We start from the raw sequence: 16,181 nt of genomic DNA on the forward strand, positions 1-16,181 counted from the left end.
TTTTGATCAACCGGAGTCAGTCCATGACCCGCGACACCCTCGAGCACAACCAGATCCCGGTCTACTTCGTCGCCGTCATTCTGGCCGTCGCCTTCGGCCTGCTTGCGCCGTCCTGGGGGCATGGGTTGGGTGCGTTGGTCACGCCTGCCATCGCGGTCTTGATGTACGCCATGTTCCTGCAAATCCCTTTTCTGGATCTGCGCCAGGGCCTGGGCAACAGGCGCTTCCTCGCGGCGCTGCTGCTGGCCAATTTCATCCTGGTGCCGTTGCTGGTGTGGGCGTTGACGCGTGGCCTGGTGGAGCGCCCGGCGTTGCTGGTGGGCGCGTTGCTGGTGTTGCTCACGCCGTGTATCGACTACGTGGTGGTGTTCACCCACATCGGCAAAGGTGATGCGCGATTGATGCTGGCGGCGACGCCGGTGCTGTTGCTGCTGCAGTTGCTGCTGTTGCCGCTGTACCTGGGTTTCATGCTGGGCGCGCAGTCCGAGGTCGTGGTGGCGGCGGGGCCGTTTATCGAGGCGTTCCTGTGGTTGATTGTGTTGCCGATGGTGCTCGCGGTGATCACGACGTCGCTGGCGCGCAGGTCGGCGCTCATCAATGCCTGGAACAGCGCCTGGGCGTGGCTGCCGGTGCCGGCGATGGCAGCGGTGCTGTTTGTGGTGATCGGTTCGCAAATCACCTCGGTGGTGCGCGACATCAGCCTGCTGCTGCCGGTGATCCCGGTGTATGTCGGCTTCCTGGTGCTGGCCCCGCTGATGGGCGCGCTGGCGGCGCGGCTGTTCGCGCTGCCGGCGGCAACGGCGCGGGCGGTGACCTTCAGCGCGTCGACGCGTAATTCGCTGGTGGTGCTGCCCCTGGCGCTGGCCTTGCCGGAAGACGTGCGAGGGCTGGCGGCGACGGCGGTCATCCTGCAAACCCTGGTCGAACTGGTGGGTGAGCTGATTTACGTTAGGCTGATTCCCAAAGCGGTGTGGCCCGCAGGTCGGTAAAAGCGCAAATGTTCAGGTTTGTTCAGGCGCTATTCAGGGGCTCGCTCGGCAACATAGGTTGGCGCTCCCTACCTGACAGGTCTACTGATGGATCATCGCAACCGTTTTCGCATGGAATCCCTGGGCATTTTCCTGCTTGCCTTGTTGCTGTTTACCTTGGGCATCTGGGATCAGCAGCCGCAAGGGTTTGACGGACGTTGGGCGCTTTTCCTGCAGGAAATGTTTCGCCATGGCGCGAGTCTTTTCCCTACCACCTACGGGCAGCCCTACGCGGACTATCCCGGCACCGCGACGTTCTTCAGCTTTGTCTTCGCCCGGTTGTTCGGCGCGCCTAACCATCTGGCGAATATCCTGCCGACCGCGCTGGCCTCGGCCGGGGTGGTGGCGCTGATCTATCGCCTGCTGGTGCCGTACGGTCGCAGTTGGGCGCTGCTTACCGTGCTGTTGACCCTGCTGACGACCCAGTTGCTGGAGAAGTCGCGCTCGGTGTGCCTGGACCAAATGGTCGCGCTGTTGTGCCTGGGCAGTTTCTACCTGCTGCACAGCGGCGAGCGCCTCGGCTCGCGGTGGCGCCAACTCGGCGTGTTCCCGTTGTTCATCCTCGGCTTTGCGATTCGCGGCCCGCTGGGCTTGATCGAAGTCTGTGGCGTGGTGTGCGTGTACTGGGCACTGGCCCGGCCTGGAGAGCGGGTCAAGCAGGTGCTGATTCATGGCATCGTCGGGCTGGTGTTGCTGGCGGCCTGTTGGTGGCTGCTGGTCAAGCTCGCGCGCTTGAGTGGCGGCGATGCGTTTGCCGATGAAGTGTTCAAGATGCAGGTGGGCGGGCGCCTCGATGAAACCGGTGAGCCGTTCTATTTTTACTTCCAGCTGAGTTTGTACCGCTATTTCCCCGTGGTGCCCCTGGCGCTGGCCACACTGGTTGCCCTGCGCCAGCGCTGGGCGCAGCGCTTCGACGCTGATGTGCAATTGGTCGTGCGGCTCGGCGCCTGCGGCTTGATGATCCTGCTCGGGTTGTCGGTGCCGCACTTCAAGCGCGCTTATTACATCCTGCCGATGGTGCCGATGTTTGCCGCTGTCGCCGCCTATGGGCTGCTCCAGGCGCAAGGATGGTTGATTGGCGTGCGCCGATGCTACGAGGGGCTTGTCGTGGCGCTGCCGGCGTTGTGCGTGGTTGTCGTGTTTGTCTGTCGGCATAGTTGGCAGAAACACGGTTACTGGCCGGGCGTCTCGCTGCCGTTGTTGATCGGTGGGTTGGTGATCCTGCAAGTCGCGGCGCTGCTTGCCTGGCGGCGAGCAGGGCGGCTGGTGTGGCTCAGCGTGTTCGCACTCGCGGCGCAGTGGTTGGTGCTGGTGACGGTAGTGGAGCCCGCCAAGGACTTGCAGTTCGACACCCGCCAGTTTGTCAGCCAGGTGGAAGCCCTGCGCGTGGCGCAACCGGGGCCGCTGGTATTTGTGAATCTCGGCCGGGACACCTGGGCGGTGCGCTACATGATGAATCTGGAGCATGACGAGCAGCCATTGTTTGTCAGTAGCGCCGACGTTGCGCGGCTGGACACTCTGCCCCGCCCGGCGTGGGTCATCGTCGCGCGCAAGGAAACCGCGCTGCTCAAGGGCACGCCCCTGGAGCATCTGGCGCCAAGCTTTGAGGGGCGCTTGAACGACAATCCCCTGATGGTGTTTTTGTTGGAGTGAGTCAGTGACGGGCTATCCGTCTGCCGGTCACGTGAGGGGGCCTGATCGGATGCAGGAGCATGGCTTCCAGCTATCCGACCAAGAGCGGGTGGGGGGTGGTGACGCTGATGTGGAATGAGGCGGCTCGGCGAGTAGCGACTTCGGTCATATGTAGGGCTTATCCAGTTGCTCGGGGATGAAGCCTTCGTCGCGCAGAGATTTGATCACGCCCCTGATCAGATAGTTGTTGGAGAGCCCGATGGTGTATTGCCGCGCGCCTGGGTTTATGGGGCGAAACCTCTGATTGGATTTTGAATATCTCAAAAAAAGGATGCCTTGGTGCCCGCAGATTAGGCTTTGAGGGCCTCATCAGGTCGTTCGTTATCTCAAAAAAGCAGTTCGGGTAAGTGAAAAATATCGGAAGTGAAGTGGTGTTCAGCTTCGTCGCATTTTCGGATGTGGAAGCGAGCTTGAGATGAAAAGGTCGACTCTCATGGTAATCATGAGCATAGCCTCCGAAGTGGGCCTTTTTGCGCTGTCGTGGAATCTGCAGGGGTGAACTCAAGTGCAGGTCGCAGGCCGCGGTCGGAAGAGGTCTGGATGACGGTGGTAAAGCGGCCCCTTGCAGGGCGCATTAGGTCGGTGTCTCGCCAGCGAATGTGTTTGGGCTTATTGGGGGGGGGCGCTTAGAAATCGCAGGCAACAAAAAACCCGCACTAGGCGGGTTTCTTGTGTGTTTCAGATGATATTTGCACCACCTGAAACTTAATAGTGGTGCCCAGAGACGGAATCGAACCGCCGACACGGGGATTTTCAATCCCCTGCTCTACCGACTGAGCTATCTGGGCAACGGGGCGCATTAAACGGGTTTTTCAGGGGGTCGTCAAGCAAGTTTTCAAAAAATATTTAATTATTACCGTCGCTTACGTGCCGACCCCGATTTTTGATCAATTATTGAGCAGGCGGCACGTAGCCGTCGGCCTTGGCGTAATCCTCGCCGGAAAAGAACTTGTCCATTTCGCCTGACAGGTATTTACGATCTTCGGCGTTCATCATGTTCAGGCGTTTTTCATTGATCAGCAGCGTCTGGTGTTTCAGCCAGTCGCCCCATGCCTGGGCGGAGATGTGATCGAAAATGTCCTGGCCTTTCGCACCTGGGTACGGAGGGCGTTCCAGGCCGGGCAATTGTTCTTTGTACTTGCGGCACATTACGGTGCGGGTCATGACGACACTCCTGCATTCAATACGTCGGCCGCGCGCTTCAGCAGTTTCTTGACCGGGGCGGCAAGGCCCAGGCGCGGCGGGGTGGCGAGGTTATACCAGAGCCAGTCGGCCTCGGCCACGTGATGGGCGGATTCCTCGACCTGGACCAGCCAGGGTTCGATGGCCAGCTGGAAGTGGCTGAAGGTGTGGATCAGCCCCGGCAGCTCCTGCTGTTTGCCCAGTGCCAGCGCGTGCTGGTGGGCGAGGTGTTCCAGGTCGGTGAGGTCGTCCAGCTCCGGCAAGCTCCACAAACCGCCCCACAGGCCGGTGGATGGGCGCCGGTAAAGCAGGATTTCGCCTTCGGCATTGGCCAGCAAGGGCATCAGCGTGCGCTTCTGCGGGATGCTCTTGCGCGGCTTGGGGATCGGGTAGCGCGTCTCCAGGCCGAGCATGTGGGCTTCGCAGCCTTTTTCCAGCGGGCACAGCAGGCAACTGGGCTTGCTGCGGGTGCAGAGGGTGGCGCCCATGTCCATCATCGCCTGGGTATAGGCGTTGACGCGGTCATGCGGAGTGAAGCGTTCTGCGGTGGCCCACAGCTGCTTCGCCACCTTGGGTTCGCCCGGATAGCCTTCCTGCGCGGTAAAGCGTGCCAGCACGCGCTTGACGTTGCCGTCGAGGATCGGCGCGCGCAGGCCCATGCTCAGGCTGGCAATCGCGCCGGCGGTGGACAGGCCGATACCCGGCAGTTCGGTGAGCTTTTCGACATCCCGGGGAAACTCGCCGCCGTACTCGGCCACGACGATCTTCGCGGTCTTTTGCAGGTTGCGCGCCCGGGTGTAGTACCCCAGTCCGGTCCACAGGTGCAGCACTTCATCTTCCGGCGCGGCAGCCAGGGCCTCGACCGTTGGCAACGAAGCCATGAAGCGGTCGAAGTAGTTGAGCACGGTGCTCACCTGGGTCTGCTGCAGCATGATCTCCGAGACCCACACCCGGTAAGGCGTGATGCCCTGTTGCCAGGGCAGGTCATGGCGACCGTGGCGGTCGTACCAGTTGAGTACGGCCTCTGAAAACTGCTCGTTTCTCATCGTTTGAACAGGCCTTTCAACGCGTCTTTCAACTGCGGGTTTACCTTGTCGAGTTTCTCTTCCAGCTTCTCGCTGAGCTTGTTGCCGGCTGCCTTGATCGCGACCTGGCTCAGGCCGTCCTTGTCCAGGCGGCAGGCCTTGGCGCCCAGTTCCAGCGGGCCACGGCAACGCAGCGGCACTTCGATGTTCTGGAAGTTGGAACCGACCTGGCAGGCCGGGTCCGGCGTATCACGCTGGTCGCCTTCGACGATGATGCCGACGCGGTAATCCATGCCGAGTACGCGCAAGTCGACGTCGCCGTTGCCGTTGACCGTCAACCCTGGAATGCGCACTTTCAGGTCGGGGTTGCTGGCCACGCCGTTACGGAATGTCAGGTTGCCGCGCAGTTCCTGGAAGGGCGTGTCCTTGCCCTGGGGCGTGGTGCTCAGGGTCTTGCGGTTGAGCAGGGCGATGCCGGTGCACAGTTGCTGTTCGAGGTTGGCGTTGAGCAGCACGCCGTTGTTGATCACAAAGCTGGCGGTGCCGTTGAGGCTGTCGATCAGCGCCTTCTGGCTGTTGCCACGGCCGTTGAGGTTGCTGTCGAGGGTGACCTGGCCCTTGACCGGCGGGTTCTGCCCCTGGGCCTGCAGGATGCGTTCAACCGGCACCTGCTTGATATGCGTCTGCAGCGCGAGGACCGGGATGTCCTGGCGCACATCGAGGTTGCCGTTGGCCTGGAACGTGCCGTTGTAGAGACCGCCGCTGAGGGTGTCCAGCTTGAGTTGGCCGTCGACGCCGGAGGCTTTCAGTGCCGCGTTCTGGATCGGCAGCTTGCTCAGCGTCAGCTGGCCGAAGGCGAGGTCGGCGTCTATGTCCAGGGTGCGCAGGTGCGTCAGCGGCAGCAGCTTGTCGGTGCTCCAGGCGCCTTTGGTGGGTGCGTCCGGCAGCGGTGTAGTGCCACCGGCGGCCATGGCCCCGGCTTCGCTGTTCTGCACTTCGGCCTGGCGGGCGGCGCTCGCGCCTTTGGCGGAGTCGGACTTGGCCGGCAGGTAGTTGTCAGCGTTGAAGGTGTCGCCCTTGAGCTGAACCCGCAGCGACTGCTTGGCGAAATCGTCCACGGCAACGCGGCCGGTGAAGGTGCTGCCGTCGAGTTTCAGGTTCAGGTCTTCCAGCGCCAGGCTGTTTGGCGTGCCCTTGAGGCGGCTGACCAGCTCGACCTTGCTCAGGCTGCCGTCCGCCATCGGCGGCAACGGGTGGCCGACGCTGTCGAGGAACTTGGCCAGGTCAAACTGGGCAATGGACAGCGCGCCGCTGAATTGCGGGGTCTTGTCCAGGTCATTGACCTTCAGCTCGCCCAAGGCGCGCAGTTGGTTGGCCGACAGCTTCAGGTTGGTCCACTCGGCGATATTCGCCGCCTGGTCCACCAGCAACTGGCCCTGGGTGGAGAAGGTCACTGTCTTGCCTTGCAGCGGCTCGCCCGTGGCTTCGCCGGTGATTTTCATGTCCTCGAACTGGTAGCGCTTGAGGGCGCGCTGGATGCGCAGGTTGCCGTTGAGCTCGGTCTTGACGCGCATCACCGGCTGGTTGCTGCCGAAGAAGGCGGTGAGTTTCACCGGAATGCTCGCGCCTTCGTGCACGGCGCCGGCGCTCAATTGGATGCTTTCGGCGCTGAACTGCTTGCCGGTCTGTTCATCGTTGTATTCGATGCGGGCGTTGTTGACCGTCAGGCTGTCGATATCCAGGCGGATCGGCTTTGACGGTTTTTCCGGCTCGGTCTCGGCAGGTTGCTCGGTGGGAGCGGGTGCGCCGGTGCTGGCCGACGACACGTTCTTGCCAATGTCTTCCCAGTTGCCGTGGCCTTGCTTGTCGCGGGTCAGGCGCAGGTTGAGGCCTTCGACACGCACGTCGCTCATCTGGACTTCGCGGCGCAGCAGCGGCAGCACGCGCACCGACAGGCCCAGCATCTGCAGGTCGGCGAACGGCTGAGTCGGGTTGGTCAGGGTCGCGACGCTGGCTTCGTGCAGTTCAAGGCCGAGCCAGGGGAACAAACTCCAGCCGATATCGCCATTGAGCGTCAGCTCGATGTGGGCCTTGTCGCGGGCTATCTGGCGAATCTCGTCTTTATAGTCGTTGGGATCGAAGAGATGGGTCAGGGCAAAGCCCAGAGCCACAATGATCAGCAACAGCCCGAGAAGTACCAGACCCAGGATTTTGCCGAACGCTTTCATGGGCGAGTCCTTGTATGTCGATTTCAAAATTTAGCCGCAGAGTATAACGCCCGACGGCCCGCGTCAGTTCGCGGATCGTTACATTGTATCCAGGGGCGCGGGAACGGGTTTCTGGCGTCAAACAAAACAGATTTCCTGAAAAAGGTGATATCAGTTTGGTTTTTCTGTCATCCACAGGTGCTAATCTGCGCAGGTTCGTCTGCCTTCTGCGACACAACGTCGCGCTTAAAAGGAGCTTTACTCAACAACAACGGCCAACGCTTTGCGTGCAAGGCCGAGGGAGAGAGCGCCTGACGGACACATACTAACAACTGGGGGAAACACCAATGAGCACTAGCACTGCAGCAGGTCATACTGCCGCACAGCCTGCGTTCCTGTCCAAGGAGCGCATTATCGCCAAGCCAGGGTTCAACCGCTGGCTGGTTCCACCGGCCGCCCTGGCCATCCACTTGTGCATCGGCATGGCCTACGGTTTCTCGGTGTTCTGGCTGCCACTGTCCAAGGCACTGGGCATCACCAAGCCGGTCGCCTGCGCGCCGGACATGGGGTTCATCGCCCAAGTCTTCTCGTCCCAATGCGACTGGCCCATCTCCATGCTGGGCTGGATCTACACCCTGTTCTTCATTTTCCTCGGCTGCTCGGCAGCGATCTGGGGCGGCTGGCTGGAACATGCCGGGCCTCGTAAAGCCGGGGTTGTATCGGCCCTGTGCTGGTGTGGCGGCCTGTTGATCTCGGCGCTGGGTATCTATACCCACCAGATCTGGCTGATGTGGATCGGCTCCGGGGTCATTGGCGGTATCGGCCTGGGCCTGGGCTATATCTCGCCGGTGTCGACCCTGATCAAGTGGTTCCCGGACAAGCGCGGCATGGCCACCGGCATGGCGATCATGGGCTTCGGCGGCGGCGCAATGGTTGGCGCTCCCCTGGCGGCAGCGCTGATGGGTCACTTTGCCACGCCGACCAGCGTGGGCGTGTGGCAGAGCTTTGTGGTCATGGCTGCGATTTACTTCGTGTTCATGATCGCCGGCGCGCTGCTGTACCGCGTTCCGCCGACCGGCTGGAAGCCTGAGGGCTGGACCGCACCGGCGAAAAAAGCCAGCAACGCGATGATCACCCACCGTCACGTGCACGTGAATGTGGCGTGGAAAACCCCGCAATTTCGCCTGGTGTGGCTGGTGCTGTGCCTGAACGTGTCCGCCGGTATCGGCATCCTCGGCATGGCTTCGCCACTGCTGCAGGAAGTCTTCGGCGGCAAGTTGCTGGGTGTGGACGTGCCATTCGGCCAGCTTGATGCCGGTCAGTTGGCTTCAATTGCGGCAATTGCCGCAGGCTTCACCGGTCTGTTGAGCCTGTTCAACATCGGTGGTCGGTTCTTCTGGGCGTCGTTCTCCGACTACCTGGGGCGTAAAAATACCTACTTCGTGTTCTTCGCCCTGGGCTTTGCCCTGTACGCGCTGATCCCGAACCTGGGGCACCTGGGCAACGTGGCGCTGTTCGTGGCCGCGTTCTGCATCATCCTGTCGATGTACGGCGGTGGTTTTGCGACCGTCCCGGCTTACCTGGCCGACCTGTTCGGCACTCAGATGGTCGGCGCGATCCACGGTCGCCTGCTGACCGCCTGGGCCGCTGCGGGCGTACTCGGCCCGGTGTTGGTGAACTACCTGCGTGAGTACCAGTTGAGCATCGGCGTGGATCGCGCTGCGGCCTACGACATCACCTTGTACATCCTCGCGGGCCTGCTGGTGCTGGGTTTCCTCTGCAACCTGCTGGTGCGTCCGGTGGCCGACAAGTACTTCATGACCGATGCCGAACTGGCCGCCGAACAGGCGCTGGGTCATGACAAAGGTACCGATGCCTCTACGTCGCTGGAGTGGAAGGCGTCTGCGGGCAGCAAGCCGTTGGCGATCGCCGCCTGGCTGGTGGTGGGTATTCCGTTGGCGTGGGGTGTGTGGGTGACCCTGCAGAAGACCGCGGTACTGTTCCACTGATACGCAGTTTCCCGGCGCCCTTTCACGCAAGATGAGTGGGGCCCGGGCATCCGGCCGCGCTAGTCCTGCTTCTTGTCGGGCGCGGCCTTGGCCGCAGTGCCGCGCCATGGAATCCGTTGAAACCATGGCTGCGGCACCGGATGCACAATCACCCGCAACGCGCGGGCATAGTCCATTACCAATCCCGGTGTCCACGCCATTGTCATGGCGCGCTTGCGCACTTGCGCGGCAATCCACAGCTCGGGCATCAGCAAGGTCTGCAGCACCGAGCGCCAACGCCGGGACCGCTCCGACAGCACGCCATCCATCGAGGCTTCCAACGCAAATGCCACGCTGCTCGAGCAGTTGCGGTAGGTCAGGTTGTAGGTGGCCTGTTGGCGATAGTGGGTCGAGAACTCAATCAGCGCCTTGCGACTGTACCGATGAAACACGATCTTGCGGTCTGAGTCGCACCAGTTGGCGACTTCGGTGGCGTAGTCCGGCTGGAACGTGCCGGGCACGTCGTTGTTGCGCGTGGCCTTGAGGATGCGGAAAAACTCTGACGGCGAGCGATCGATGTCGGCGACCGGGTACAGGCTCAGGTACACCGAGGGCGACAGTTCAAGGGCCGCATGCCCGGTGGAAATCACGCCTTGCGCATCCACCGCTGCGATGTAGCGGTTGATGATCGGGCGCGGGATCGTAGTGGCGCTCGCGGTGCCTTCCGGTGTCCAGATATGCACCACCAGCGGATCGTTGCAGGCAGGTTCGGGCTCCTGCTGTTCGAGCGGTGCTTGCGGCGGCAACTTCTTGAAGTCCGACAGCAGGTCCCTGGGCGCCAGCAACTCGAACGTCGAGGTGCCGTGGCGCAGGCGCCGGACGCGACGCGCGATGCGCACGGTGTTCAAGCCGCTGACGATCATCAACGCGCCGAGGAAAAACGACACCGTTGCACTGTTGGCAATCGGATAGGGACTGACCAGCAACCCCGCAAACACCACCTGCGCGCCGCCGCTGATCAGTGATGTGCGCCAATGCGGGAACCTCACTACCCAGGCCGAGGTGATGGTCAGCAGGCCGATCACGAAGTAGGTGAAGCCGAAGATGATCGCCAGCAGCAGGTTGCTGTAGACCTTGTCGGCCAGAATCAGCACCGCTACGAAGAAGCAGATGCCGCCCTTGAAATACAGCACGGCCCGCTGAGTGCCCACGCCGCTGGCGGCCACGCTCAGGGTGACAATGCTTTCGAGCAGCAACATCAACCCGAACGCGCGCAGCGGGAAATACAGCTCGCCATCCAGCCCATCAATCATCACGCCAAGGCCCATCGCGCCCCAGACGATGCCGACCAGGCCGAGAAACCAGAACTTGGAACGGACGAATTCTGCGCCGAACAGCAGTAAAGCAATCTGGATCATGAAGGTACTCGTACAGGTAGGCGCGGGTCGGCAATAGTCATGGGGTCAGTCATAACGACTCGGTTGCCAGTTGCCGACAATCACTTGGCCGTGCGCATCACGCAGGGCGCCGGGGCTCTGGTCATAAAGGGTCAGCCAGTCACCGTTGCCCTTGTCGATGCGAAACGCCAATGAGGCCGCGCGCGCGTGGGTGGCCGGTGTCCAGTGGCGCTTGAGCTTGTCGCGATCCTCGGGATGCACGCGTTCCAGGACCTGTTGCACGGTGCCCAGTGGCAGGGTGCTCACATCCAGGAGCGTTGCAAGGTTGTCGTCCCAGAGGATTTCCCCCGTGCCGGGGTGCAGTTGGTACATCACGCCATCACCCGCCAGGCGGCCGCTTTGCGGGTCATAAGGCTTGGCTGCCTGGGTCATCAGGCGTATCGCGACCACCAGCAAGGCAGTGATCGACAGGTAGCTTTGCGCAAGCAGCAAGGGTTCACCTTCCAGCAGGCCGGGCACATAAAACGGGCCTGTCTGCTGATCGGTGTAATTGACCACGATACTGCCCAGGACCAGCAGCGCGAGCGAGCCACCGGGGCTGCGCCAGGTCACGCAGACGGCGAGGGTGAGGGCGATGGGCAGGCAGGCGAGGATGAAATACAGCGCAGCACCGGCGTCGGTGTCCAGCATGTCGGTGAGCCAGTGCGGCGTCGTGCCGAACACGTACCAGGTCATCACGGCCAGCAGCGCCACGCACACGGCGCCGGCCCATTTCGCGCGCGCGCTGAGGGCGACGTCGCGCAGGTTGCGGGTCAGTACGTTCATCACCACGACGGTCGCGAAGAACACGCCGTTGACGCCGGCCATCCAGTTGCTCATCAGCGTATGCGACGAGGCCTCCCCGGCCAGTATCAGCCAGGCTTTCCTCAGCAATGCCTCGGCGCCACACACGGCCACGGTTGCCAGCAGCCATAGCACGATGGCGTGCAGGTCGTCGCCACGCCGGGCGAAGCGCCGAACCAGCCAGGCAATCGCCACCGAGCCCGCCAGCGCCTGGGCCGAAAGCGCCACGGCGACCGGTAAGTGTTGCCAGCCTGGCTCATCCAGCAACACTCGCGCGGCCAGCAACACCAGGAACAGCAGCGGCCAGTGTGCGCGTTTCGAACTGAGGAAGGCTGATACCGAAACACCCGCCGGGAACCAGATGATCGCCATGCCCGAGACAGGATCAGCAAAGGCCAGCGAGGCGACGCCGGTCACGTAGTAGGTGAGTGCCCACAAGAGGAGAATGCCGCTGCGCCTTAAGACTCTGGGTATTGTCACTGTTCAGTTCATCAGGTTTTAAACGTTGCGTTCATGTTACAGCGAAGCCGCCGAGGGCATTCGAGTAAATACCTCGGGCGCACCATGTTGGGGCGCCTGCTTGTATGCACATGTCTATCGTCGACACTCCATCAGTCTTATCCCCTCCGATGTTTCTGTTTAGCGCCCGCGCCCCTATAATGGCTGCCTTTTTCGCCCAATGATTTTGCGGAGCTGGTGATGGCCGAACGTAAGGCGTCCGTCGAGCGCGACACTCTGGAAACCCAGATCAAAGCCTCGATCAACCTGGATGGCACCGGAAAGGCCCGATTTGATATCGGTGTACCTTTTCTTGAGCACATGCTGGACCAGATCGCCCGTCACGGGCTGATCGACCTGGATATCGTCAGCAAGGGCGACCTGCATATCGACGACCACCATACGGTGGAAGACGTAGGCATCACCCTGGGCCAGGCATTTGCCAAGGCCATCGGCGACAAGAAAGGCATCCGTCGCTACGGCCACGCCTATGTCCCGCTGGACGAAGCGTTGTCGCGCGTGGTCATCGACTTCTCCGGCCGCCCAGGCCTGCAGATGCATGTGCCCTACACCCGCGCCACCGTAGGCGGGTTTGACGTTGACCTGTTCCAGGAATTCTTCCAGGGCTTCGTCAACCACGCACTGGTCAGCCTGCACATCGACAACCTGCGCGGCACCAACACCCACCACCAGATCGAAACCGTGTTCAAGGCCTTCGGCCGCGCGCTGCGCATGGCTGTCGAGCTTGATGAGCGCATGGCCGGGCAAATGCCATCGACCAAGGGCGTCCTGTAATGCAGACGGTCGCGGTTATCGATTACGGCATGGGTAACCTGCACTCGGTGGCCAAGGCCCTCGAGCACGTCGGTGCCGGCAAGGTGCTGATCACCAGCGATGCCAACGTGATTCGCGAAGCCGATCGCGTGGTGTTCCCGGGCGTCGGTGCGATTCGCGATTGCATGGCCGAGATCCGTCGCCTGGGCTTTGACAGCCTGGTGCGCGAAGTCAGCCAGGATCGCCCGTTCCTCGGCATCTGCGTGGGCATGCAAGCCTTGCTCGACAGCAGTGAAGAGAACGACGGCGTCGACTGCATCGGCCTGTTCCCAGGCCAGGTGAAGTTCTTCGGCAAAGACCTGCATGAAGACGGCGAACACCTGAAGGTCCCGCACATGGGCTGGAACGAAGTGCGTCGCACCGTCGACCACCCGTTGTGGCACGAAATCCCTGACATGGCGCGTTTCTACTTCGTGCACAGCTACTACATCGCCGCCGGTAACCCGCGCCAGGTGGTGGGTGGCGGGCATTATGGCGTCGACTTCGCCGCCGCGCTGGCCGAGGGCTCGCGGTTTGCCGTGCAGTTCCACCCGGAGAAGAGCCATACCCATGGCCTGCAGTTGCTGCAGAACTTCGCCGCCTGGGACGGTCGCTGGTAAATGGCCAAGAAGCCGAAGCTGCCGGTGCTCAACCTCACGCCTGAGCAGGAGGGTGAGGCGATCCTCAAGATCAAGCGCTTCATGGAAGACCGTTTCGAGCTCAAGCTGGGCTCGTTCGAGGTCGCCGAGATCCTTGAGTTGTTCACCACCGAAGTGGCTCCGCACTATTACAACAGGGCGATTTTCGACACGCAGACGCTCCTTAAAGAAAGGTTCGAAAGCATCGAAAGCGACCTGTGGTCGCTTGAAAAGAGCAGCTGAGAGCGTCAGGCGCCAAGCTGCAAGAATTGATACGCGTGCTTGCTTGCAGCTTATAGCTCGCAACTCGCAACTCTTTTGACGAAGGAAAAAGCATGCTGATTATTCCCGCTATCGATCTCAAGGACGGCGCTTGTGTACGCCTGCGCCAGGGCCGCATGGAAGACTCCACCGTGTTCTCCGATGATCCGGTGAGCATGGCTGCCAAATGGGTGGAAGGTGGCTGCCGTCGTCTGCATCTGGTGGACTTGAACGGCGCCTTCGAAGGCCAGCCCGTCAATGGCGAAGTAGTGACCGCGATCGCCAAGCGCTACCCGAACCTGCCGATCCAGATCGGCGGCGGTATCCGCTCCCTGGAAACCATCGAGCACTACGTCAAGGCGGGCGTGAGCTACGTGATCATCGGCACCAAGGCCGTGAAGGATCCGGCGTTCGTCGCCGAAGCTTGCCGCGCGTTCCCCGGCAAGGTGATCGTGGGCCTGGACGCCAAGGACGGTTTCGTCGCCACCGACGGCTGGGCTGAAATCAGCACCGTGCAGGTGATCGACCTGGCCAAGCAGTTCGAAGCCGACGGCGTGTCTGCCATCGTTTATACCGACATCGCCAAAGACGGCATGATGCAGGGCTGCAACGTGCCGTTTACTGCGGCGCTGGCTGCGGCCACCAAGATTCCGGTGATCGCCTCCGGCGGCATCCACAACCTGGGCGACATCAAGTCGCTGCTGGACGCCAAGGCTCCCGGGATCATCGGCGCCATCACCGGCCGCGCGATCTACGAAGGTACCCTGGACGTCGCCGAAGCCCAGGCTTACTGCGATGCCTACGCGAACAGCTCCAAGTCGTAAGCTGAAAGCTGCAAGTCAAAGCACACCTGCTCCAGCTTGCCGCTTGTAGCTTGAAGCTTCTTAATCGGAGATTAAGTCAATGGCTTTAGCCAGACGCATCATCCCTTGCCTGGACGTCGACAACGGTCGCGTGGTCAAGGGCGTCAAGTTCGAGAACATCCGTGATGCCGGCGACCCGGTGGAAATCGCGCGTCGCTATGACGAGCAAGGTGCCGACGAGATTACCTTCCTCGACATCACCGCCAGCGTCGACGGCCGCGACACCACGCTGCATACCGTCGAGCGCATGGCCAGCCAGGTGTTCATCCCGCTGACCGTGGGCGGCGGCGTGCGTACCGTGCAAGACATCCGCAACCTGCTCAATGCGGGCGCGGACAAAGTCTCGATCAACACCGCTGCGGTGTTCAATCCGGAGTTCGTCGGCGAAGCCGCGCAGCACTTCGGCTCGCAGTGCATCGTGGTCGCCATTGATGCGAAGAAAGTCTCCGCCCCGGGCGAAACCCCGCGCTGGGAGATCTTCACTCACGGCGGTCGCAAGCCGACCGGCCTGGACGCGGTGGAGTGGGCGATGAAGATGGAAGGCCTGGGCGCCGGTGAAATCCTGCTGACCAGCATGGACCAGGACGGCATGAAAAATGGCTTCGACCTGGGCGTGACGCGCGCCATCAGCGACGCGCTGGGCATTCCGGTGATCGCTTCCGGCGGCGTCGGCAACCTGCAGCACCTGGCTGACGGCGTGATCGAAGGCCACGCCAGCGCGGTGCTGGCGGCGAGTATTTTCCACTTTGGCGAATACACCGTTCCCGAGGCCAAGGCCTACATGGCAGCGCGCGGTATCGTCGTTCGCTAAACGTTGCTGGACACCATGGCGGGCGCGCGGCACTCTCTGCGCTTGCCATGGATTCCGGTAGCCTTCATGTTCAAGACCCTGCTGCTCGCCCTCGCCAGTACTTCCCTTTTGTTGGCAGGTTCGGCCCACGCCGAAGAACCGTCTGACGCCGCCCTGGTGTTGCTGACGGAAAATTTCCCGCCCTACAACATGGCCAAGAACGGCAAGAACTTCGCCAAGGAAGAAAACATCGAAGGCATCGCCGTGGACATCGTCCGCGAGACCTTCAAGCGCGCCGGCATTTCCTACAACCTCACGTTGCGTTTCCCTTGGGAGCGAATCTACAAACTCGCCTTGGAAAAGCCTGGCTACGGCGTATTCGTGATGGCGCGACTGCCGGACCGCGAAGCGCTGTTCAAGTGGGTCGGCCCGATCGGCCCGGATGATTGGGTGATGCTGGCCAAGGCTGACAGCAAGATCCAACTGTCCGACCTGGAGCACGCGCGCCGCTACAAGATCGGCGCCTACAAGGGTGATGCGATCGCCGAGACCCTTGAGAAACAGGGGCTCAACCCGCTGGTGGTACTGCGCGACCAGGACAACGCGCAAAAGCTCATGGATGGCCAGATCGACCTCTGGGCCACCGGTGATCCTGCCGGGCGTTACCTGGCGCGTCAGGTCGGTGTGACCGGGCTCAAGACCGTGCTGCGGTTCAACAGTGCGCAGCTTTACCTCGCGTTGAACAAGGAGGTCCCGGACGAACTGGTGGCCAGGCTGCAGGCCGCGCTGGACCAGTTGCGTAAAGACGGCGTCGTCGACCAGATCATGGCGAACTATCTTTAACTGACGAGCACTTCTATGGAGCAGGCAATCCAGTCTCCCACCGACTGCGCTACACAATCAGCGGCCTAAACACACCCAAAAATGTGGGAGCGGGCTGGCCCGCGAAAGCGCCG

At 61.9% G+C, this 16,181-nt stretch carries 14 protein-coding genes, 1 tRNA gene and 1 pseudogene; 9 read left to right on the plus strand and 7 right to left on the minus strand.

What is annotated here, in order from left to right; translation table 11 throughout:
* The first annotated feature begins 23 nt into the window (after window positions 1-23).
* Window positions 24-989 (plus strand): arsenic resistance protein, encoded by a 966-nt coding sequence (locus JFU04_RS00985; RefSeq protein WP_201143360.1) that lies wholly within the window; start codon window positions 24-26, stop codon window positions 987-989.
* 87 nt (window positions 990-1,076) lie between these two features.
* The gene (locus JFU04_RS00990; RefSeq protein WP_201143361.1) at window positions 1,077-2,681 is read left to right on the plus strand and encodes an ArnT family glycosyltransferase; all 1,605 of its coding nucleotides are present in this window, start codon (window positions 1,077-1,079) and stop codon (window positions 2,679-2,681) included.
* A 144-nt stretch (window positions 2,682-2,825) separates the two neighbouring features.
* On the opposite strand, the pseudogene JFU04_RS30210 reads toward JFU04_RS00990, so the two are convergent.
* The 5 genes and pseudogenes from JFU04_RS30210 to JFU04_RS01010 form a co-directional block, all read right to left on the minus strand.
* Window positions 2,826-2,951 (minus strand): annotated as a pseudogene (locus JFU04_RS30210) (Fic family protein); the annotation flags it as partial.
* A gap of 481 nt (window positions 2,952-3,432) precedes the next feature.
* Window positions 3,433-3,508 (minus strand) — tRNA-Phe (locus JFU04_RS00995).
* Between the two features lie 103 nt (window positions 3,509-3,611).
* On the minus strand, window positions 3,612-3,884 hold the full coding sequence (locus JFU04_RS01000; RefSeq protein ID WP_065899778.1) for an oxidative damage protection protein: 273 nt from the start codon (window positions 3,882-3,884) through the stop codon (window positions 3,612-3,614).
* Window positions 3,881-4,948, minus strand: a complete 1,068-nt coding sequence (mutY, locus tag JFU04_RS01005; RefSeq protein ID WP_065899780.1) for an A/G-specific adenine glycosylase — start codon at window positions 4,946-4,948, stop codon at window positions 3,881-3,883. The genes JFU04_RS01000 and mutY overlap by 4 nt, the downstream gene beginning before the upstream one ends.
* A complete protein-coding gene (locus JFU04_RS01010; protein ID WP_201143362.1) occupies window positions 4,945-7,155 on the minus strand; it encodes an AsmA family protein in 2,211 nt (736 codons plus the stop codon). The genes mutY and JFU04_RS01010 overlap by 4 nt, the downstream gene beginning before the upstream one ends.
* A 326-nt stretch (window positions 7,156-7,481) precedes the next feature.
* Here JFU04_RS01010 and JFU04_RS01015 point away from each other — a divergent pair, with 326 nt between their 5' ends.
* Entirely contained in the window at window positions 7,482-9,143 is a 1,662-nt protein-coding gene (locus JFU04_RS01015) for an OFA family MFS transporter (RefSeq protein WP_065899784.1), read from the plus strand.
* A 59-nt stretch (window positions 9,144-9,202) separates the two neighbouring features.
* Here JFU04_RS01015 and JFU04_RS01020 read toward each other — a convergent pair whose 3' ends face one another.
* Both JFU04_RS01020 and JFU04_RS01025 read right to left on the minus strand, forming a co-directional pair.
* A complete protein-coding gene (locus tag JFU04_RS01020; protein WP_201143363.1) occupies window positions 9,203-10,540 on the minus strand; it encodes an HdeD family acid-resistance protein in 1,338 nt (445 codons plus the stop codon).
* Between the two features lie 45 nt (window positions 10,541-10,585).
* Entirely contained in the window at window positions 10,586-11,800 is a 1,215-nt protein-coding gene (locus tag JFU04_RS01025) for an MASE1 domain-containing protein (RefSeq protein WP_201143364.1), read from the minus strand.
* Window positions 11,801-12,061: 261 nt separating this feature from the next.
* Between JFU04_RS01025 and hisB the strand changes: the two genes are divergently transcribed.
* The 6 genes from hisB (at window position 12,062) to JFU04_RS01055 (ending at window position 16,068) form a co-directional block, all read left to right on the plus strand.
* Window positions 12,062-12,655, plus strand: a complete 594-nt coding sequence (gene hisB, locus JFU04_RS01030) for an imidazoleglycerol-phosphate dehydratase HisB (RefSeq protein WP_017849940.1) — start codon at window positions 12,062-12,064, stop codon at window positions 12,653-12,655.
* Window positions 12,655-13,293: an imidazole glycerol phosphate synthase subunit HisH gene (hisH, locus tag JFU04_RS01035; RefSeq protein ID WP_145159878.1), complete on the plus strand. Its 639-nt coding sequence runs from the start codon at window positions 12,655-12,657 to the stop codon at window positions 13,291-13,293. The genes hisB and hisH overlap by 1 nt, the downstream gene beginning before the upstream one ends.
* Window positions 13,294-13,554, plus strand: coding sequence for a DUF2164 domain-containing protein (locus JFU04_RS01040; protein ID WP_065899797.1), 261 nt, complete (start codon window positions 13,294-13,296; stop codon window positions 13,552-13,554).
* A 92-nt stretch (window positions 13,555-13,646) separates the two neighbouring features.
* Window positions 13,647-14,396: a 1-(5-phosphoribosyl)-5-[(5-phosphoribosylamino)methylideneamino]imidazole-4-carboxamide isomerase gene (hisA, locus tag JFU04_RS01045; RefSeq protein ID WP_065899799.1), complete on the plus strand. Its 750-nt coding sequence runs from the start codon at window positions 13,647-13,649 to the stop codon at window positions 14,394-14,396.
* A 79-nt stretch (window positions 14,397-14,475) separates the two neighbouring features.
* Window positions 14,476-15,246 carry an imidazole glycerol phosphate synthase subunit HisF gene (gene hisF / locus JFU04_RS01050; RefSeq protein WP_065899801.1) on the plus strand — a complete coding sequence of 257 codons (771 nt, stop codon included), beginning with the start codon at window positions 14,476-14,478 and terminating at the stop codon, window positions 15,244-15,246.
* A 66-nt stretch (window positions 15,247-15,312) separates the two neighbouring features.
* Complete coding sequence (locus tag JFU04_RS01055; protein ID WP_201143365.1) at window positions 15,313-16,068, plus strand: substrate-binding periplasmic protein; 756 nt, start codon at window positions 15,313-15,315, stop codon at window positions 16,066-16,068.
* The last annotated feature ends 113 nt before the right edge of the window (window positions 16,069-16,181 follow it).

Source organism: Pseudomonas sp. TH21, assembly GCF_016651025.1.
In the GTDB taxonomy this organism is placed as follows: domain Bacteria; phylum Pseudomonadota; class Gammaproteobacteria; order Pseudomonadales; family Pseudomonadaceae; genus Aquipseudomonas; species Aquipseudomonas aylmerensis.

What these genes read in the sequence shown, in the direction of transcription:
- JFU04_RS00985 (WP_201143360.1), top strand. Translation starts at nt 24, where the DNA reads ATGACCCGCGACACCCTCGAGCACAACCAGATCCCGGTCTACTTCGTC.
- JFU04_RS00990 (WP_201143361.1), top strand. Translation starts at nt 1,077, where the DNA reads ATGGATCATCGCAACCGTTTTCGCATGGAATCCCTGGGCATTTTCCTG.
- JFU04_RS01000 (WP_065899778.1), bottom strand. Translation starts at nt 3,884, where the DNA reads ATGACCCGCACCGTAATGTGCCGCAAGTACAAAGAACAATTGCCCGGC.
- mutY (WP_065899780.1), bottom strand. Translation starts at nt 4,948, where the DNA reads ATGAGAAACGAGCAGTTTTCAGAGGCCGTACTCAACTGGTACGACCGC.
- JFU04_RS01010 (WP_201143362.1), bottom strand. Translation starts at nt 7,155, where the DNA reads ATGAAAGCGTTCGGCAAAATCCTGGGTCTGGTACTTCTCGGGCTGTTG.
- JFU04_RS01015 (WP_065899784.1), top strand. Translation starts at nt 7,482, where the DNA reads ATGAGCACTAGCACTGCAGCAGGTCATACTGCCGCACAGCCTGCGTTC.
- JFU04_RS01020 (WP_201143363.1), bottom strand. Translation starts at nt 10,540, where the DNA reads ATGATCCAGATTGCTTTACTGCTGTTCGGCGCAGAATTCGTCCGTTCC.
- hisB (WP_017849940.1), top strand. Translation starts at nt 12,062, where the DNA reads ATGGCCGAACGTAAGGCGTCCGTCGAGCGCGACACTCTGGAAACCCAG.
- hisH (WP_145159878.1), top strand. Translation starts at nt 12,655, where the DNA reads ATGCAGACGGTCGCGGTTATCGATTACGGCATGGGTAACCTGCACTCG.
- JFU04_RS01040 (WP_065899797.1), top strand. Translation starts at nt 13,294, where the DNA reads ATGGCCAAGAAGCCGAAGCTGCCGGTGCTCAACCTCACGCCTGAGCAG.
- hisA (WP_065899799.1), top strand. Translation starts at nt 13,647, where the DNA reads ATGCTGATTATTCCCGCTATCGATCTCAAGGACGGCGCTTGTGTACGC.
- hisF (WP_065899801.1), top strand. Translation starts at nt 14,476, where the DNA reads ATGGCTTTAGCCAGACGCATCATCCCTTGCCTGGACGTCGACAACGGT.
- JFU04_RS01055 (WP_201143365.1), top strand. Translation starts at nt 15,313, where the DNA reads ATGTTCAAGACCCTGCTGCTCGCCCTCGCCAGTACTTCCCTTTTGTTG.